This is a genomic window from Streptomyces sp. NPDC004284, assembly GCF_042874035.1.
GTDB lineage: Bacteria > Actinomycetota > Actinomycetes > Streptomycetales > Streptomycetaceae > Streptomyces.
In genome coordinates this window covers 76,974-95,004 of the sequence record NZ_JBIAMJ010000022.1, presented here as the reverse complement: position 1 = coordinate 95,004, position 18,031 = coordinate 76,974, and the positions used below count along the sequence as shown (strand labels likewise).

The following is an 18,031-nucleotide window of genomic DNA, read 5'->3' as shown; positions in this document are numbered from 1 at the left end:
ACCGCGACACCTGGAAGGCGGGCGAGGCACCCCGGGGGTTACTCCTCGGTAAATGTGACGTCTGGCGTCGGCGGGGTACACGATGGACACCCCGACCAGCCCGTGGCCGCCCCGTGGGCACCACCGAACAGCGAAGGAAGAGCGTGGCTCCCGGATCCGATCGCAACCCGATCATCATTGGCGGCCTTCCCAGCCAGGTCCCGGATTTCGACCCGGAAGAGACCCAGGAATGGCTCGACTCCCTCGACGCGGCCGTCGACGAGCGGGGCCGTGAGCGGGCCCGCTACCTCATGCTCCGCCTGATCGAGCGGGCTCGCGAGAAGCGCGTGGCCGTGCCCGAGATGCGCAGCACGGACTACGTCAACACGATCGCCACCAGGGACGAGCCCTTCTTCCCCGGCAACGAGGAGATCGAGCGCAAGGTCCTCAACGCCACCCGGTGGAACGCGGCCGTGATGGTCTCGCGCGCCCAGCGCCCGGGCATCGGCGTCGGCGGCCACATCGCGACCTTCGCCTCCTCCGCCTCGCTGTACGACGTGGGCTTCAACCACTTCTTCCGCGGCAAGGACGAGGGCGACGGCGGCGACCAGATCTTCTTCCAGGGGCACGCCTCCCCCGGCATCTACGCCCGCGCGTACCTCCTCGACCGGCTGAACGCGACGCAGCTCGACGCCTTCCGCCAGGAGAAGTCGAAGTTCCCGAACGGCCTCTCCTCGTACCCGCACCCGCGGCTGATGCCGGACTTCTGGGAGTTCCCGACCGTGTCGATGGGCCTCGGCCCGCTCGGCGCGATCTACCAGGCGCGGATGAACCGCTACATGGAGGCGCGCGGCATCGCCGACACCTCCAAGTCGCACGTCTGGGCCTTCCTCGGCGACGGCGAGATGGACGAGGTCGAGTCGCTCGGCCAGCTCTCCATCGCCGCCCGAGAGGGCCTGGACAACCTCACCTTCGTCGTCAACTGCAACCTCCAGCGGCTCGACGGCCCGGTCCGCGGCAACGGCAAGATCATCCAGGAGCTGGAGTCGATCTTCCGGGGCAACGGCTGGAACGTCATCAAGCTGATCTGGGACCGCTCCTGGGACCCGCTGCTCGCGCAGGACCGCGACGGCATCCTGGTCAACAAGCTGAACACCACCCCGGACGGCCAGTTCCAGACGTACGCCACGGAGACCGGCGGCTACATCCGGGACCACTTCTTCGGCGACGACCACCGGCTGCGGGCCATGGTCGAGGGCATGTCGGACCAGCAGGTCCTGCACCTGGGCCGCGGCGGTCACGACCACAAGAAGATCTACGCGGCCTACGCGGCGGCGAAGGCCCACGCCGGCCAGCCGACCGTGATCCTCGCGCAGACCGTCAAGGGCTGGACGCTGGGCCCGAACTTCGAGGGCCGCAACGCGACCCATCAGATGAAGAAGCTGACGGTCGACGACCTCAAGCGCTTCCGCGACCGGCTGCACATCCCGGTGACGGACCGGCAGCTGGAGGACGGCCTGCCGCCGTACTACCACCCGGGCCGGGACTCCGAGGAGATCCAGTACATGCACGACCGCCGCAAGGCGCTGGGCGGGTACGTCCCCACCCGCGTCGTGCGCGCGAAGCCGCTGGTCCTCCCCGACGACAAGACCTACGCGGCCGCCAAGAAGGGCTCGGGGCAGCAGTCGATCGCCACCACGATGGCCTTCGTCCGCATCCTGAAGGACCTCATGCGGGACAAGGAGATCGGCAAGCGCTTCGTGCTGATCGCCCCCGACGAGTACCGCACCTTCGGCATGGACGCGTTCTTCCCGAGCGCCAAGATCTACAACCCGCTGGGCCAGCAGTACGAGGCGGTGGACCGCGAACTCCTCCTCGCCTACAAGGAGTCGCCGACCGGCCAGATGCTGCACGACGGCATCTCGGAGGCCGGCTGCACGGCCTCGCTGATCGCCGCCGGCTCGGCCTACGCCACGCACGGCGAGCCGCTGATCCCGGTGTACGTCTTCTACTCGATGTTCGGTTTCCAGCGGACCGGCGACCAGTTCTGGCAGATGTCCGACCAGCTGGCGCGCGGCTTCGTGCTCGGCGCCACCGCCGGCCGGACGACGCTGACCGGTGAGGGCCTCCAGCACGCGGACGGTCACTCGCACCTCCTCGCTTCCACCAACCCGGCCTGCGTCGCCTACGACCCGGCGTTCGGCTTCGAGATCGCGCACATCGTCAAGGACGGTCTGCGCCGGATGTACGGCCCCGAGGCCGAGGACGTCTTCTACTACCTGACCGTCTACAACGAGCCGATCCAGCACCCGGCCGAGCCCGAGAACGTGGACGTCGACGGGATCCTCCAGGGCATCCACCGCCTCAAGGCCGGCGAGTCCGGCACGATCCCGGCACAGATCATGGCCTCCGGCGTCGCCGTGCCGTGGGCGATCGAGGCGCAGCGGATCCTCGCCGAGGAGTGGAACGTCAAGGCCGACGTCTGGTCCGCGACCTCCTGGACCGAGCTGCGCCGCGAGGCCGTGGCCGTCGAGGAGCACAACCTGCTCCACCCCGACGAGGAGCAGCGCGTCCCGTACGTGACGCGCAAGCTCCGGGGCGCCGAGGGCCCGTTCGTCGCGGTCTCGGACTGGATGCGCACGGTGCCGGACCAGATCTCCCGCTGGGTGCCCGGCTCGTACACCTCGCTGGGCGCGGACGGCTTCGGCTTCGCGGACACGCGCGGTGCGGCCCGCCGCTACTTCCACATCGACGCGCAGTCGATCGTGCTCGCCGTGCTGACCGAGCTCGCCCGCGAGGGCAAGATCGAGCGCTCGGCCCTGAAGCAGGCCGTGGACCGCTACCAGCTGCTCGACGTGGCGGCGGCCGACCCGGGCGCCGCGGGCGGCGACGCCTGACGGGTCGCCTCGGCCGGTAGTTCGTTTCGGCCTAGCTCGTTTCGGCCGGTAGCTCGTTTCGGCCGGTAGCTCGTTTCGGCTGGTGAGGGCGGTGGGACGCGGTCCCGCCGCCCTTCGTCGTTCCCTCCGTTCCTTACGATGCCGGTCATGCCCGTCATGAAGCTTCGCTGGGAGGAGCGCACCCAGACACCGCTCCTGGGGCTCGCGATCGCGTTCGGCATCGCCTACGCGGTGCCGATCGTGGCTCCCGGCGCCGAGCCGTGGGTGCACCGGCTGTGCACCCACGTCGAGTGGGCCGTCTGGGGTGCCTTCGCGCTCGACTATCTCGTCCGTCTCGGTCTCGCCCGGGACCGCTGGCGCTTCGTGCGCGGCCATCCGCTGGACCTGCTCGCGGTGATACTTCCGGTGGTGCAGCCGCTGCGGCTGCTGCGGGTCGTCTCCACGCTCCTCCTCGTGGGCCGTCGGGCCCGGATGGCCCCGCAGATAACGCTCACCACCTATGTGGCGGGCGCGGTGGTCGGGCTGATGATGTTCGGCTCGCTGGCCGTGCTGCACGTCGAGCGGGACGCCCCGAACGGCAACATCAAGACGCTCGGGGACGCGCTGTGGTGGTCGTTCACCACGATGACGACCGTCGGCTACGGCGACCACTCCCCGACCACGGGTCTCGGCCGGATCCTCGCGGTGGGCCTGATGCTCTCGGGCATCGCCCTGCTCGGTGTCGTCACGGCCAACATCGCGACCTGGTTCATCTCCCGCTTCGACCGCGACGACGCGGTGGAGCGCCGGCAGACGGAGCTCCTGGAGGCGCTCACCCTGGAGGTCCGCGAGCTGCGCGCCGAGGTGGCCCGCCTCTCGGCCCCGCCGGGACCGGGCCCGCACGGGCCGCCGGGTCTCCACGAGCCGCATGAACCACCGGGTCTCCACGAGCCGTATGAACCACCGGGCCCGCACGAGCCGCCCGGCCCGGGCGGCCCGCACGAGGTCCCCTCGCCTACCGCTCCCAGAGCTTGAACGCTCTGACCTCGTAGGCCGTCTGCGGCACCCAGGTCCCCCGCCCCGGGTACGTCTCGAACTCGCCCGTCTCCCCGCACTCGGCCGACTGGTACGTCGTGACCGGCCGCCCCGTGCGGTTCGCGAGGGACTGGGCCGAGGTGCCGGGCGGCAGGGCCAGGCAGCTGTCGAGGTCGGTGGTCGCCAGCTCGTGCGTCCACGGCCTGCCCTTGAAGTCGGGCTTGGGCCAGAGGCAGAGCCGGCCGGGTCCGCAGGCCCCGAGGGCGGTGCCCCCGGCGGTCGAGGCGGCCGGTGCGGCCGGTGCCGCCGTGAGGGCGGTCAGGAGGAGGGCCGTGATGGCCGCGCCGGTGAGGACTGTCTTCGTATACATGCTGATGAACCCCCGTTTCGTCACTCTCTGTGATCACGAGAATGGCGGAGGTCTCCCGGCAACGGAAGAGGGGCCGCCCCCGTTCACGCGAACGGGTGACGGCCCCCTACGGGAACCCTGACAGGCACCGGGCGGCACCGGACGGGCGCCGGGCGGGCGAACGTCAGATGTGGCCGCCCATGCCGCCCGCCTCCGCGTTCTCGCCGCGCTTGGTGAGCGTGGCGACGAGGGCGGCGACGACGGCGACGCCGCCGGCGACGGCGAAGGCCAGGCCCATGCCGTCGAGGAAGGTGTCGTGGATGACCTTGGTGATCAGCTGGAGGAGGTCGGGGGTCATCCCCGGCGCGTGGGCCAGCTCCGGCGGGGCCATGCCGAACTCGGCGGCCTGCTCCAGCTGCGGGTTGACCGGGGCCGGGATGCCGGCCTCCTTCCAGTTGCCCGCGAAGGAGTCGGCGACCTTGGAGGACATGACGGCGCCGAGCACCGCCGTGCCGAGCGCGCCGCCGACCTGCATGGCGGCCTGCTGCAGACCGCCGGCCACGCCGGAGAGCTCGAGCGGCGCGTTGCCGACGATGACCTCGGTGGCGCCGACCATGACCGGGGCGAGGCCGAGGCCGAGCAGGGCGAACCAGAGGGACATGGCGAGCGTGCTGGTGCCGGCGGTGAGCGTGATCATGCCGAACATCGCGACGGCCGTGCAGACCATGCCGCCGACGAGCGGCACGCGCGGCCCGAACTTGGTGATCAGCGCGCCGGCCAGCGGCGAGGAGACGATCATCATCGCGGTCAGCGGCAGCAGGTGCAGACCGGCGTCGACCGGGCCGAGCCCCTTCACGCCCTGGAGGTAGAAGGTCACGAAGAAGAGGCCGCCCATGAAGGCGAAGGCCATCAGGACCATCAGGACCACGCCGGCCGAGAGCGGCACGGAGCGGAACATGGCCAGCGGGATCAGCGGCTCCTTGGCCCTGGTCTCCCAGAAGGCGAAGAGCGCGAACAGGAGCAGCGCGCCGATCAGGCAGCCCCAGGTCTTGCCGCTGGACCAGCCCCAGGACTCGCCGGCCTTGATGAGGCTCCAGACGAGGGAGGCCATGGCGCCGGAGAGCAGCAGGATGCCGAGGACGTCGAAGGAGCGCGGCGCGTTCTCGGCGCGGTGGTCCTTGAGGATGAGCAGGCCGAGGACGAGCGCGATGACGCCCACGGGCACGTTGATGAAGAAGACGGACTGCCAGTTGACGTGCTCCACGAGGAAGCCGCCGAGGATCGGGCCGCCGGCCGTGGACGCGCCGATGACCATGCCCCAGATGCCGATCGCCATGTTCAGCTTCTCGGCGGGGAAGGTGGCGCGCAGCAGGCCCAGCGCGGCCGGCATCAGCAGGGCGCCGAAGAGGCCCTGCAGGACGCGGAAGGCGATCACGGCCCCGATGGAGTGCGACAGGCCGATCGCGCCGGAGGCGGCGGCGAAGCCGGCGATGCCGATGAGGAAGGTCTGCCGGTGGCCGAAGCGGTCACCGAGCTTGCCGGCGGTGATCAGGGCGACGGCGAGCGCGAGCAGATAGCCGTTGGTGATCCACTGGACCTGGGCGAGGGTGGCGCCGAGGTCCTCCTTGATGGCCGGGTTGGCGATGGCGACGATCGTGCCGTCGAGCGCGACCATCATCACGCCCACGGCGACGCCGAACAGGGTCAGCCATGGGTGGCCGCGCAGTCCCTTCGCCGGGACCGGAACGGGTTCCCGGACGCCCCCCTGACCCTGCGGGGCCTTTTCCACGGTGGTCTGACTAGTCATGGAACGAGGCTAATGACAGTCACTGACAATTGACAAAGCGATTCACACGTCGGTAACTGTCACGTAGCTCACAGGTACGCTGAGCAGGACGAAATGCCGGAAAAGAGGACCTCGACGTGACCGTGCCCGGACTGCGCGAGCGCAAGAAACAGCGCACGCGCGACGCGTTGATCCGGGTCGCCCTGGAGCTCTTCACCGAGCACGGGTACGAGCGGACCACCGTCGACGAGATCGTCGACGCCGTGGAGGTCTCGCAGCGCACCTTCTTCCGGTACTTCTCCTCCAAGGAGGAGGTCGCCTTCGCCGTGCAGCAGATGGTGGAGGAACGGTTCGTGCACGCCCTCGGGCAGCGGCCCCCGGACGAGGCGCCCCTCGACGCGATGCGCAACGCCGTCCTGAGCGCCTGGGACACCATCGGCGAGGCGATCGCCGAGGTCGTCCCCGTCGAACTGCACCTGCGCACGTACCGCATGATCGAGTCGACGCCCGCGCTGCTCGCCGTCCATCTGCGGCGCTCCACGGAGATGGAGGAGACCATCGCCCGGATCATCGCCGCGCGCGAGGGCCTCGACGTCGACGAGGACCCGCGCCCCCGGATCGCGGTGGCGGCGTTCAGCGGCGTGATGCGGGTGACCGGCCAGATGTGGGGCCGGGGCACGGACCAGAGTCTGGAGGCCATCCGCGCGCTCACCGAGGAGTACCTCGACCACCTCGGCCCGGCGCTCGCCCCGCAGTGGCGGGGCCGGGAGCGCTAAGACCCCCCGCAGGTCCGGTGCCGCCGTCTCCGCCCCGTAGGGTGGCCGCCCGTGACCTCCGTCGACGCCTCGCCCGCCCTCGTCGCCACGCGCGCGCTCCTCGCGCTCGCCGTGGTGTTCGTCCTCCTCGCGATCACCGGGTGGACCACGATCCGGCACCGGCCCATGCCCTGGCCGTCCCGGGAGGCCGCGCTCGCCGCCTGGACGCGGGACCGGATCGACCACCGGCCGCTGCCCGACCCCGCGGCCCCGGCCCGTACCGTCGCCGCCTTCTTCGCCGGACTCGGCCCGGCGGACGCCGACCTGCTCGCCGCCCGGCACCCGCTCGTCGTCGGCAACCTCAACGGCGCCCCGGTCGCCCTGCGCTACCGCGCCAACCGGATCACCCTCACGCGCGCGTACGCCGCCGAGCACGGCCGGGTCGACGACACCAGGCTCTCCCCCGAGGGCCGGCACGAGGCCCGGCGCCGGGTCGACCGCTTCGCCTCGCTGCTGCGGCCCGGCCGCCAGGTCCTCGCCTTCGACCCGTCCGGTACGGGGCGGGCCGCCGAGGTCCTCGGGGACCTGGAGCACGCCCGGCGCGTCTCGGTGATCGTGCCCGGCGTCGACACCAACCTGCTCACCTTCCAGAAGACCCACGGCCGGTACGGCGCCCCCGCCGGCATGGCCCGGGCCCTCTACGCGGCCGAGCGGCGGGCCGCGCCCCGCGCGCACGTGGCCGTGATCGCCTGGGCCGACTACACCGCGCCCGTCGGGGTCGGCGTCGACGCCATGACCGGCCGGCTGGCCGAGGAGGGAGCCGTACGCCTGGTGGGCCTCACCGAATCCCTGCCCCCGCACGCGCGCGTGGCGCTCTTCTGCCACAGCTACGGCTCCGTGCTCTGCGGCGTCGCCGCGTCGCGGCTGCCCGCCCGGGTGACCGACGTCGCCGTCGCCGGAAGCCCCGGGATGCGGGTCGAGCGGGCGTCCGAACTCGACAGCCCCGCGCGCGTGTGGGCCATGCGGGACGCCGACGACTGGATCGCGAACGTGCCGCACCTGGAGGTGGGCGGGGTCGGGCACGGCGCGGACCCCGTCGCGCCGGAGTTCGGCGCCCGGCTGCTCTCCGCGCGCGGGGCGCTCGGCCACAGCGGCTATTTCGAGCCCGGGACGGAGAGCCTCGGCAACTTCGCCGCGATAGGGGTCGGGGCCTACCCGCGGGTGGTCTGCGCACGTGCCGACAGCGCTTGCCACGACGGAATATCCGGCGCGGAAGGCCCCTGACGCGCGTAGATCACGCAATTTCGGGACCTTTCACAGGGGCGACGCACGAGCACACGCCGCTTACGATGAGGCGTATGGGTGATGTGCTGGCCGGAATTCATGCCACCTGGGAGCTCGAGAGCGACGCCCTCGTCATCCGCTTCGATCGGGGGATCCGCACACCGAAGCTGTACTCCGCGCTGCGCGAGAGACGGATACCGCACGAGGCGCTGGCGTCGGTGACGCTCACGCCCGGCAAGCGGGGCACCGTCGTGCTGCACGCCGTGCCGAGACCGGGCGCGGATCCGCTGATGGAGGCGGCCGCGGGGCAGCTCAAGGAGGGCAGCGATCCGTACCGCCTGGTGATCCCGGCGGAACGCGAGCCGCTCGCCGAGCACTACCGGGACGAGCTGCGGACGCTCCTCGCGTCGGGCCCGGGGGCCGCGGGGGCCGCCGGACACGAGGCGTACGGGGCCGTCGACGGCGTCGCGCCCGCCGACCGGTTCCTGGTGGCGCCGCCGCCGGGGCCGCAGGCCTTCAAGGCGTACGACGGGAAGGCCTGCTTCGACGGGACCTCGGAGGTCGCGTTCCGCTGGTCCCGGACCGGGGCGTCCTCCGAGAAGTGGAAGGCCGGTGACCAGGTCTTTCCCGTGCGGGACCTCTGCGGGGTCGAATGGCGCTCGCCGGACGGCGTCGACGGGTACCTGCGGCTGGTGCCCCGGGGCGGCGGGCCCCGGGCCGACCGGCCCGACCAGGACCCGGCGTGCGTCGTCTTCGGCCGCTACGGGCCGGTGTACGAGTCCCTGACCTTCGCCGCCTCGGTCCTCGCCGCGATCCGGGGCAAGGACCGCACGCCCGTGCCGGTCGCGGCGCCGGCCGGGGCGGGGGGTGCCGGGCACCGGGATCCGGGGGCGGTGGCTGAAAGGATTCGGCATCTGGGGGAACTGCATCAGGCGGGGCTGGTGACGGATGCGGAGTTCTCGGCGAAGAAGGCGGAGCTCCTGGCGGAGCTCTGAGCGGTGACCACGGTCCCGTGTGAGCGGGGGCGCGGCCCACGACGAGGACGGTGGTCATACCCCGGTAGCAGGGCCCGTCCCGGTCCCCGGTATGACGTCGGGGGGCAGAGGGGCTGCTTAGGCTGAGGCCGTCATGGTTATCGCATCGCGGCCCGAGCCGCCCGCCGATTCAGTGCCCGGTGCCCGTCGTCGTGACGGGGGCCGGTTTCGGGAGCTGTTCCAGGGGTTGGGGGCGGCGCTCACCACGCCGACCAGGCCGGGGGCGGCGCTGCTGGCCGGGGCGGCGGGGCGGTGGGTGCGGCTGTTGCCGTATGTGGTCGCCGTGGCGTTCGGGGCGGCGCTGCTGCCCTCCACGGTTCTGCTGCTCATCAACGACTACGGGGTCAACGGTGCCGTCGCCGGGGCCCTCGGCACCGCTCAGGCCGCCCCGCTGCTGCTCGCCGTCACCCGGCCGCTCCAGGCGTGGTGGGTCGTCTTCGCCGCCGATGTGCTGGGCGCGCTCGTGCTGCTGGGCTCGGACGGGCCCCAGGCGGAGATGTGGCCGTGGACGCCGCCGGTCGTCGTGGGCTACTGCGCCCTCATGGTGGCGCTCGGGCTGCGGGAGTCGCGCCGGGCGCTGTTCGGGGTGTGGCTGGCGACCGGGGTGGCCGGTTTCGCGCTTGAGGCGTTCCGGCCCGCCCGGTTCACCAGTCTGCACCTGCTGCTGCTCGTCCTGAGCGGGGTGCTGCTGCTGCTGACCTCGGCGATCCGCGCCCGTGGTGAGGCGCAGCGGCGGCTCGCCGAGCAGGAGACCATCAGCGAGGCGGAGCGGGCCCGCCGCACGCTCCTGGAGGAGCGGGCCAGGATCGCGCGCGAGCTGCACGACGTCGTGGCCCACCACATGTCCGTGATCACCGTGCAGGCGGATTCCGCCCCGTACCGCATCCCCGAACTCCCGGACGCGGCCCGCGAGGAGTTCACGTCCATCGCGGCGAGCGCCCGCGAGTCGCTGGCCGAGATGCGGCGGCTGCTCTCCGTCCTCCGCAGTGACGGCAGCGAGGGCGAGCGGACCCCGCAGCCGGGTCTCGACCGGGTGCAGCAGCTCGTCGAGGCGACCGTACGCGCGGGCGTGCCGGCCGAACTGCGGCTCGCCGCCGATCTCGGCGAGGTGCCGCAGGCGGTGGACCTGTCCGCGTACCGGATCGTGCAGGAGGCCCTGGCGAACGTGGTGCGGCACGCGCCGGGGGCCTCGACCCGCGTCTCGGTCCGGGCCGACGACGGGTGGCTGACCGTTCTCGTCGTCAACGGTCCCTCCCTGGAGGAGCGTTCCTCCGTCGAGCGGGGCGTCCCCGGCACCGGCCACGGCCTCGTCGGCATGCGGGAACGCGTACGGTTGACCGGCGGCTCGCTCGACACCGGGCCGCTGCCGGACGGCGGCTTCCGGGTCGCGGCCAGGCTCCCCCTGCGTACGAAGGACACCGAGTGACCATCCGCGTGATCATCGTCGACGACCAGGCCATGGTGCGGGCCGGTTTCGCCGCCCTCCTCGCCGCGCAGCCCGACATCGACGTGGTCGGCGAGGCGCCGGACGGACGGCAGGGCGTGGAGGTGGCGCGCTCGGCGCACCCGGACGTGGTCCTGATGGACGTACGGATGCCGGAGCTGGACGGGCTCGCGGCCGCCCGGGAGATCCTGCATCCGCCGGCCGGGGTCACGCACCTGCCGAAGGTGCTGATGCTGACCACCTTCGACGTCGACGACTACGTGTACGAGGCGCTGCGCGCGGGCGCGTCCGGCTTCCTCCTCAAGGACGCGCCGCCGGCCGATCTGATCGCGGCGGTACGGGTGGTGGCGGCGGGCGAGGCGCTGCTCGCCCCGTCCGTGACCCGCCGTCTCATCGCCGACTTCGCGGCCTCGCGCCCCGCGCCCCGCCGGGACGGCACGGCACTGCGCCTCAACGGGCTCACCCCGCGCGAGACGGAGGTCCTGGAGCTGATCGCCCGGGGCCTGTCCAACCAGGAGATCGCCGACAGCCTGGTCCTCGCCGAGCAGACGGTGAAGACCCACATCGGCCGGGTCCTCGCCAAGCTGGACCTGCGCGACCGGGCGCAGGCGGTGGTCTTCGCGTACGAGTCGGGCCTGGTCACCCCCGGCGCCTAGACCCGGCACTCGTGCCGGCCCCCGGGGGAAAACCCCACCCCGCCCCTCGGGTTGGCTGCTCCTCCACCCCCTACCCCGGTATCAGACGGGAGTTGGCTCCCCGGCGTGACGTGCTGTCACCCCTCGTCTTCCTACCTTCCTCCCGCTGACGACGAGAGCGAGGGAGGGCGGGCCGATGCGCCGCATGTCGAGGACCCTGATCACCGCGGCCGTGGTGACCGGTGTGATCGCGGGGACGGCCGGCTGGGCGTCCGGGAGCAGCCAGGAGGCCGTGACCGGGGCGCCGGCGGGGACCGCGGCGTGGGTTGCCGCGGGGCTGCCGGACCCGGAGCGGATGGACCCGGCCGGGGTCGCGCGGTTCTTCGCCGGGCTGGGTCCCGTACGACGGGAAGAGCTGGCCCGGACGCACCCGACGGTCGTGGGGAACCTCGACGGGGCGCCCCTGGAGCTGCGGTACGAGGCCAACGCCCGGTCCGTGCGGGGGCAGTTCGGCGGGGCGCGGGTCCTCGCCCACGATCCGCGCGGCCGGGGGCAGGTGGCCCTGGTCTACGGGGACCTGGCGCGGGCCGAGCACGTGGCCGTGATCGTGCCCGGCTCCGACGTCGACGCGGAGCACGTCGAGCCGCTCGCGGACATGGCGAGCGAGCTGCGCCGGGCGACCGGCGGGCGTACGGCGGTCGTCGCCTGGGCCGGGTACACCACCCCCGTCGGCGTCGGCCTGGACGCGGCCACCGGCCGGCTCGCGGAGGCCGGGGCCGGCCGGCTGACCCGGTTCACGGACGGGCTCGCAGCGGTAAGGCCCGCCGGTGCGGCCGAGCCGTCCGTCTTCTGCCACAGCTACGGCTCCGTGGTCTGCGGCCTCGCCGCCCACCAGCTGAAGGCCAAGGACCTGGTGGTCTTCGGCTCCCCCGGGATGCGCGCCGAGAACGTCTCCGAGCTCGGGACCTCCGCCCGCGTCTGGGCCGCGAAGGATCCCACGGACTGGATCGACCGGGTCCCGAACGTCGAGTTCGCGGGCCTCGGGCACGGCGCCGACCCCACCGACCCGGCCTTCGGGGCGCGCCGCATCCCGGCCGGGGACGCCGCCGGGCACGGCGGCTACTTCGCGCCCGGCACCTCCTCCCTCCGTGCGTTCGCCGCGATCGCCGAGGGGGACGTCCGATGAAGACCCTGGTCAGGAAGATCGAGGCGTCCACGCCCGCCCACCGCGACCGGGCGATCGACGGGCTGCGCGCCCTCGCCCTGCTCGCCGTGCCGACCGGGCACTGGCTGCTCGGCGGCTTCACCCTCTCCGCCGACGGCGCGATCCACAACGCGAGCCCGCTCGGCACCTTCTCCGGTCTCGCGCCCGTCAGCTGGGTCCTGCAGATGCTGGGGATCTTCTTCCTCGTCGGCGGGTACGCGTCGGTGCTGTCGTACCGGCGCCGCTCGGGCTCCACGCGCGCGTGGCTCGGTGGCCGGCTCGCGCGGCTGGGCCGGCCGGTGCTCGGGGTCACCGCCGTGTGGGCGGCGCTGCTGCCCGTGCTGAACCTCGGTCTCGGGGTGCCCGTGGACACGCTGCGGACGGCGTCCACGCTGGTGATCCAGCCGCTGTGGTTCGTCGGCGTGTACACGGTGGTCACCGCGCTGACCCCGCTGTGCGTGCGGGCGGCCCGCCGCCTCGGGGTGTGGGCCGCGGCGCCGCTGCTCGGCTCGGTCGCCGTCGTCGACTTCCTGCGGTACGGGCCGCATGCCGACGCCGTGCCGTCCTGGCTGAGCCTGCTCAACATCCTGCCCGGCTGGCTGTTCGCGTATCAGCTCGGCGTCTCGTGGGGCGAGGGCCGGGTCGGCCGGCGCCACGCGTGGGGGCTGCTGCTCGGCGGCGCCGCGCTCTTCGCGGCCCTGCTCCTCGTCTTCGGCTACCCGGCGTCGATGGTCGGCGTGCCCGGCGAGGCCCGCACCAACTCGCACCCGCCGTCGCTGCTCGTCCTCGCCCTGGCCGCCGCGCAGAGCGGTGCGGCGATCCTGCTCCGCGACCGGCTCGGCCGGCTCCTGAAGCGGCCCGCGCTGTGGGCGCCGGTCGTGGTGATCAACCTGTCCGCGATGACGATCCTGTGCTGGCACCAGACGGCGATGCTGACCGCCGCGATCCCCGCCTCGTACGCCGGGGAGATCGCCGGCCTGGTCGGCGCGCCGGACTCGGTCGGCTGGATCCTCGCCCGGCTCGCCTGGATGCCGGTCTTCGCCGGGCTCCTCGTCCTCATCGGCCGGTACGCGCGCGTCTTCGAGTCCCCGTGGGCGAAGACCGGTCCGGCCCGCCGCACCCTGGCGGGTCTCCTCTCGGCGGGCTTCGCGGTCTTCGCCCTGGGGCTGGCCTAGGGGTCAGGCCTCGCGGTTCACCGAGGTGAAGCGCATGTCCGGGTAGCGGTCGCCCGCCACCTGGCCCGCGATCGGCTCCAGTTCGGCGAGTTCGGCGGCGGTGAGGGCGATGCGGGTGGCGGCCGCGTTCTCCAGGAGGCGGGAGCGCTTGCGGGTGCCGGGGATGGGGACGACCGTGAGGCCGTGCACGGAGGCCCGCTGCTGGACCCAGGCGAGGGCGATCTGGGCCGGGGTCGCGCCGTGGGCGGCGGCGATCTTCCGGACCGGGTCGAGGAGGGCGGCGTTCCGCTCGGCGTTCTCTCCGGTGAACCGGGGCTGGTACCTGCGGAAGTCGCCGCCCGACAGGTCCTTGTCGGCGTCCGCGAACGCGCCGGTCAGGAAGCCCCGGCCGAGCGGCGAGTACGGCACGAAGGTCACGCCGAGCTCGGCGGCGGCGCCGACGGCGCTGCGCTCCACGTCCCGGGAGAAGAGCGACCACTCCGACTGGAGGGCGGTGATCGGGTGCACCGCGTGGGCCTCGCGCAGCTCGGCCCCGGTGACCTCGCTCAGGCCCAGGAAGCGGACCTTGCCCTCCTGGACGAGCTCGGCCATCGCCCCGACGGACTCGGCGAAGGGGATCTCCGGGTCGCGGCGGTGCATGTAGTAGAGGTCGATGGTCTCGATGCCGAGACGGCGCAGGCTGTCCTCGGCGGCCTTCTTGACGTACGCCGGGTCGTTGCGGATCCCCCGGTAGGTCGGGTCGTCGGCGCGGCGCTCTATGGCGAACTTGGTGGCGAGGGTGACCTCGTCGCGGTGGGCGGCGAGGAAGGGGGCGAGGAACTCCTCGTTGGCGCCGCTGCCGTAGATGTCGGCGGTGTCGATCAGGGTGACGCCGGCCTCCAGGGCCGCGTCGAGGGTGTCGCGGGCCGCCGCCTCGTCGGTGTCGCCGTAGAACTCGCTGATGCCCATGGCGCCGAAGCCCTGGACGCCGATCTCGGGTCCGCCCTGGCCGAGGCGTACGGTGTCGATCCTGGTCACGCTGGTCATGAAGGTGTTCCTCCGCTTGCGGTCCCGTAATGACTGATCTTGATGTCGAGCACGGCGAGCGTGTCCTGGAGCTCGGTGATCCTGCTGAGGACGTCGCGCCGGGTGGCCTCCAGGAGCTCCCGCCGTTCGTCCCGGGTGTGGTCGCCCTCGCGCACCAGCTCGGCGTACCTGACCATGTCGGCGACCGGCATCCCGGTCAGCCGCAGCTTGCCGACGAAGGCCAGCCAGTGCAGGTCGCGTTCGGTGAAGCGGCGCTGCCCCGTGTGCGAACGGTCGACGTGCGGCATGAGGCCGATCCGCTCGTACCAGCGCAGGGTGTGGGCGGTGAGCCCGGTGATGACGGCCACCTCACTGATCGTGTAGCGGTCCTTCCCGGCAAGCCCGGTCGTGCTCTCGATCACGCTCATGGGCCCCACGCTAAAACGTTGGAGTGCACTCGAAGCAAGTAGGCTCGGCCCCATGCAGAGCAGCTTGCCGAGCCTGGCGTCGATCGAGAACTGGCCCGTTCCCACCGCGGCCGCCGCCGTCGTCCGCGCGGACGGCACCCTGGCCGGGTCCCACGGCCCCACCGGGCGGCGTTTCCCGCTCGCCTCCGTCACCAAGCCGCTCGCGGCGTACGCCGTCCTCGTCGCGTACGAGGAGGGGGCGATCGACCTCGACGAGCCGGCCGGGCCCGAGGGCGCGACCGTCCGCCACCTCCTCGCCCACACCTCGGGGCTCGCCTTCGACGAGAACCGGGTCATGGCCGCGCCGGGCACCCGCCGGATCTACTCCAACACCGGCTTCGAGGCGCTCGGCGACCACGTCGCCAAGGCCACCGACATCCCCTTCGCCGAGTATCTGCACCAGGCGGTCCTGGAGCCCCTCGGCATGACCTCGACGACCTTGGAGGGCTCGCCCGCGAAGGACGGCGTGTCGACCGTGGACGACCTGGTGCGGTTCGCCGCCGAGGTGCAGGCGCCGCGGCTGCTCGACGCGCGGACCGTCCTGGACGCGATGACCGTCACGTACCCCGGTCTGACCGGCATCCTTCCCGGTTACGGGCACCAGAAGCCGAACGACTGGGGACTCGGCTTCGAGATCCGCGACGGCAAGTCCCCGCACTGGACGGGCGCGAGCTCCTCGCCGCGCACTTTCGGCCACTTCGGGCAGTCCGGCACCTTCCTGTGGGTCGACCCGGACGCGGGGGCCGCGTGCGTGGCCCTCACGGACCGGCCCTTCGGGGCGTGGGCGGTCGAGGCCTGGCCGCCGTTCACGGACGCGGTGCTGGCGGACCTGCGCGCGGTCTGACCGGAGGCCTCAGGTCTCGCAGCGGGTCGTCGGGAGCGTGCCGTCGGTGCCCACGAGGCTCACGTCGACCTTGCCCCCGCTGTCCTCCGCGTACACGGCCGTGCAGACCAGCTGCTGGACGGCCGCGTCCGACAGGCTCCTGACGGGGAACGGCGGCCGGAGCCGGATGGTCCGGCGGCCCTCCGGGTTCAGGCCCTCGACCGCCTCGACGAGCGGCGTCTTCCAGGACGCCCCGGGCGCCGGAAGGCCCGTGGTCAGGCCCGCCGCGGTGTCGGCGGCGGCCGGTCCCGCGAGGAGCGCGGCCATCACCTTGTCGGTGACGACCACGGTGCCGCTCACCTCGTAGGGCTGCTGTCCGGAGCCCTGCCCCTCGCTCTTCCGGTGCTGGGCGTCCGCCTCGGAGGCGCCCCAGGCGAACGTCGGGTCGGGGACCGGCTTCCCGAGCTCGCGGACCACCGGGACCGGCTGCCCGTCGGGTCCGAGGAAGTAGAGCACCATCCGGAACTCGGGCTGCGGGTAGACGGCGACGGTCGCGGCGCCGCCCGCCTCCACGACGTCGCTCTCCTGGATGCCGCAGGCGGCGAGCGAGAGCATGGCGAGGAGGGCCGCCGTGGCCTTCCAGCGGCTCACGGGCCCCGCGCGCCTCACAGCGGCATCCGTACGGTGAAGACCGCCCCGCCCGCCGGGTCGTTGGCGGCGTGGACGGTGCCGCCGTGCAGGCGGACGTTCTCCAGGGTGATCGCCAGGCCGAGGCCGCTGCCCTCCGAACGGGTCCTGGCCCGGTCCGCCTTGTAGAAGCGGTCGAAGACGTGCGGCAGGACGTCCGGGTGGATGCCCGGCCCCCGGTCGGCGACCTCCGTCACCAGCTCGTCCCCCTCCGCGTACACACTGACCGTCACCGGCGCCGCCCCGTGCCGCAGCGCGTTGCCGACGAGGTTGGCGACGACGACGTCGAAGCGGCGCGGGTCGAGCCGCGCCCTGATCCCCTCCACAAGGTACGGGACGACCTGTGCCGGGTCGGTCCAGTGCCGGTGCTGGAGGGTCTTGCGGACGCAGTCGGCGGCGTCGACCTCGTCGGTGTGGAGCTCGGCGGCGCGCGCGTCGAAGCGGGAGATCTCCATCAGGTCCTCGACGAGCACGGCGAGCTTCCCGGTCTCGGCGCTGATCAGCCGGACGGCGCGGGCGGTGTCGCTGTCGAGGCTGCCGGCGTCCTCGTCGAGGACCTCGGTGACCGCGAGCATCCCGGCGAGCGGGGTGCGCAGCTCGTGCGAGACGTCGGAGGCGAAGCGGCGGGCGCGGGCCTCGGCGTTGCGGAGTTCCTCGACGGAACGTTCCAGCTCGGCGGCGGACTCGTTGAACGTGCGGGCGAGGTCGGCGAGTTCGTCGCTGCCCTTCGCGTGGATGCGGGTGTCGAGCCGGCCCCGGCCCATGCTCTGGGCCGCGTGCCGCAGCTCGCGTACGGGGCGGAGCACGCCGCGCGAGGCGATCAGCGCGGGGATCAGGGCCACGGCCAGGGCCGGGAGGGCGCCGTCGCGGGCGGCGGCCACCATGGCCTCGATGTTGGCCTCCTCGTCGTCGAGTTCCATGACGGCGTAGAAGACGAGGCCGGTGGGCTGGGCCGTCCCCTCTTTGTGGTGCGTCCGGAAGGCGGCCGGGATGGCGACCGTCAGATACGGGGTGCCGTTCTTCACGACCCGCTGGAAGCTGCCGTGCGGGGTGGCCTGCCGGGCCTGGGCGCGGGCCCGCAGTTCGGGGGTGATGACGGAGGAGGTGGGGCGGTCGGTGGAGGAGACGTGGACCGCGCCGTACTCGGCGTAGACCCGCCAGGGGCGGGGTTTGCCCTGGCGGGCGATGGTGAGGACCGTGTCCCGCAGGGAGGTGGGGTCGACGGGCAGGCTGATGACGAGCGGCTCGACCTGGTCGCGCAGGGCGGAGACGGCGGTGTCCTGGGTCTGTTCCAGGATCGCGTTGCGGGCGGCGCGGTAGGTGAGCGCGGCGGTGGTGCCGCAGCCGACGGCGGCGACGAGGAGGAAGGCGAGGACGAGGCGGGTACGGAGGCCGAAGGGGCGCAGGCGGGGGGCGCGGGCGCGGCGGCGGGCGCGTCTCGTGCGCGGCTCCGTGCCCGTCGTGTGCGGCTCCGTGCCCGGTTCCGGTCTCAC

The 18,031-nt window shown here is 72.9% G+C and carries 16 protein-coding genes; 10 read left to right on the top strand and 6 right to left on the bottom strand.

The genetic code is table 11. The features are described from left to right. Positions 1 to 143: 143 nt before the first annotated feature. Complete coding sequence (gene aceE, locus ACFYUS_RS35660) at positions 144 to 2,876, top strand: pyruvate dehydrogenase (acetyl-transferring), homodimeric type (RefSeq protein ID WP_388861815.1); 2,733 nt, start codon at positions 144 to 146, stop codon at positions 2,874 to 2,876. A 156-nt stretch (positions 2,877 to 3,032) separates the two neighbouring features. Next, positions 3,033 to 3,890, top strand: a complete 858-nt coding sequence (locus ACFYUS_RS35655) for a potassium channel family protein (protein WP_388861882.1) — start codon at positions 3,033 to 3,035, stop codon at positions 3,888 to 3,890. Here ACFYUS_RS35655 and ACFYUS_RS35650 read toward each other — a convergent pair. Both ACFYUS_RS35650 and ACFYUS_RS35645 read right to left on the bottom strand, forming a co-directional pair. After that, complete coding sequence (locus tag ACFYUS_RS35650; protein WP_388861813.1) at positions 3,871 to 4,260, bottom strand: peptidase inhibitor family I36 protein; 390 nt, start codon at positions 4,258 to 4,260, stop codon at positions 3,871 to 3,873. The genes ACFYUS_RS35655 and ACFYUS_RS35650 overlap by 20 nt on opposite strands. Before the next feature lie 163 nt (positions 4,261 to 4,423). Further along, entirely contained in the window at positions 4,424 to 6,046 is a 1,623-nt protein-coding gene (locus tag ACFYUS_RS35645; protein ID WP_388861811.1) for an MFS transporter, read from the bottom strand. 116 nt (positions 6,047 to 6,162) lie between these two features. Between ACFYUS_RS35645 and ACFYUS_RS35640 the strand changes: the two genes are divergently transcribed. From ACFYUS_RS35640 to ACFYUS_RS35610, 7 genes are all read left to right on the top strand, one after another. Further along, on the top strand, positions 6,163 to 6,801 hold the full coding sequence (locus ACFYUS_RS35640) for a TetR family transcriptional regulator (protein WP_388861809.1): 639 nt from the start codon (positions 6,163 to 6,165) through the stop codon (positions 6,799 to 6,801). 51 nt (positions 6,802 to 6,852) lie between these two features. Continuing rightward, entirely contained in the window at positions 6,853 to 8,064 is a 1,212-nt protein-coding gene (locus ACFYUS_RS35635) for an alpha/beta hydrolase (RefSeq protein WP_388861807.1), read from the top strand. A gap of 74 nt (positions 8,065 to 8,138) precedes the next feature. After that, entirely contained in the window at positions 8,139 to 9,059 is a 921-nt protein-coding gene (locus ACFYUS_RS35630; protein ID WP_388861805.1) for a DUF4429 domain-containing protein, read from the top strand. Positions 9,060 to 9,192: 133 nt separating this feature from the next. After that, positions 9,193 to 10,524, top strand: coding sequence for a sensor histidine kinase (locus tag ACFYUS_RS35625; RefSeq protein ID WP_388861803.1), 1,332 nt, complete (start codon positions 9,193 to 9,195; stop codon positions 10,522 to 10,524). Beyond that, positions 10,521 to 11,198 carry a response regulator gene (locus ACFYUS_RS35620; RefSeq protein WP_388861801.1) on the top strand — a complete coding sequence of 226 codons (678 nt, stop codon included), beginning with the start codon at positions 10,521 to 10,523 and terminating at the stop codon, positions 11,196 to 11,198. The genes ACFYUS_RS35625 and ACFYUS_RS35620 overlap by 4 nt, the downstream gene beginning before the upstream one ends. A gap of 175 nt (positions 11,199 to 11,373) precedes the next feature. Then, complete coding sequence (locus ACFYUS_RS35615) at positions 11,374 to 12,363, top strand: alpha/beta hydrolase (protein ID WP_388861799.1); 990 nt, start codon at positions 11,374 to 11,376, stop codon at positions 12,361 to 12,363. After that, the gene (locus tag ACFYUS_RS35610) at positions 12,360 to 13,556 is read left to right on the top strand and encodes an acyltransferase (RefSeq protein WP_388861797.1); all 1,197 of its coding nucleotides are present in this window, start codon (positions 12,360 to 12,362) and stop codon (positions 13,554 to 13,556) included. Before ACFYUS_RS35615 ends, ACFYUS_RS35610 begins: the two co-directional genes overlap by 4 nt. A 3-nt stretch (positions 13,557 to 13,559) precedes the next feature. Here the strand turns inward: ACFYUS_RS35610 and ACFYUS_RS35605 are convergent, their stop codons facing one another. Next, entirely contained in the window at positions 13,560 to 14,582 is a 1,023-nt protein-coding gene (locus ACFYUS_RS35605) for an aldo/keto reductase (RefSeq protein ID WP_388861795.1), read from the bottom strand. Next, positions 14,579 to 14,989: a MerR family transcriptional regulator gene (locus ACFYUS_RS35600; RefSeq protein ID WP_388861793.1), complete on the bottom strand. Its 411-nt coding sequence runs from the start codon at positions 14,987 to 14,989 to the stop codon at positions 14,579 to 14,581. Before ACFYUS_RS35600 ends, ACFYUS_RS35605 begins: the two co-directional genes overlap by 4 nt. 52 nt (positions 14,990 to 15,041) lie before the next feature. Between ACFYUS_RS35600 and ACFYUS_RS35595 the strand changes: the two genes are divergently transcribed. Then, a complete protein-coding gene (locus ACFYUS_RS35595; protein WP_388861791.1) occupies positions 15,042 to 15,872 on the top strand; it encodes a serine hydrolase domain-containing protein in 831 nt (276 codons plus the stop codon). A 9-nt stretch (positions 15,873 to 15,881) separates the two neighbouring features. On the opposite strand, the gene ACFYUS_RS35590 is transcribed toward ACFYUS_RS35595, so the two are convergent. Both ACFYUS_RS35590 and ACFYUS_RS35585 read right to left on the bottom strand, forming a co-directional pair. Further along, complete coding sequence (locus ACFYUS_RS35590) at positions 15,882 to 16,502, bottom strand: hypothetical protein (protein WP_388861789.1); 621 nt, start codon at positions 16,500 to 16,502, stop codon at positions 15,882 to 15,884. Positions 16,503 to 16,516: 14 nt separating this feature from the next. Beyond that, entirely contained in the window at positions 16,517 to 18,031 is a 1,515-nt protein-coding gene (locus ACFYUS_RS35585) for an ATP-binding protein (RefSeq protein WP_388861787.1), read from the bottom strand.

Coding starts and splice junctions, on each gene's coding strand:
- ACFYUS_RS35655 (WP_388861882.1), top strand. CDS start 3,033: ATGAAGCTTCGCTGGGAGGAGCGCACCCAGACACCGCTCCTGGGGCTC.
- ACFYUS_RS35650 (WP_388861813.1), bottom strand. CDS start 4,260: ATGTATACGAAGACAGTCCTCACCGGCGCGGCCATCACGGCCCTCCTC.
- ACFYUS_RS35645 (WP_388861811.1), bottom strand. CDS start 6,046: ATGACTAGTCAGACCACCGTGGAAAAGGCCCCGCAGGGTCAGGGGGGC.
- ACFYUS_RS35630 (WP_388861805.1), top strand. CDS start 8,139: ATGGGTGATGTGCTGGCCGGAATTCATGCCACCTGGGAGCTCGAGAGC.
- ACFYUS_RS35625 (WP_388861803.1), top strand. CDS start 9,193: ATGGTTATCGCATCGCGGCCCGAGCCGCCCGCCGATTCAGTGCCCGGT.
- ACFYUS_RS35615 (WP_388861799.1), top strand. CDS start 11,374: ATGCGCCGCATGTCGAGGACCCTGATCACCGCGGCCGTGGTGACCGGT.
- ACFYUS_RS35610 (WP_388861797.1), top strand. CDS start 12,360: ATGAAGACCCTGGTCAGGAAGATCGAGGCGTCCACGCCCGCCCACCGC.
- ACFYUS_RS35605 (WP_388861795.1), bottom strand. CDS start 14,582: ATGACCAGCGTGACCAGGATCGACACCGTACGCCTCGGCCAGGGCGGA.
- ACFYUS_RS35600 (WP_388861793.1), bottom strand. CDS start 14,989: ATGAGCGTGATCGAGAGCACGACCGGGCTTGCCGGGAAGGACCGCTAC.
- ACFYUS_RS35595 (WP_388861791.1), top strand. CDS start 15,042: ATGCAGAGCAGCTTGCCGAGCCTGGCGTCGATCGAGAACTGGCCCGTT.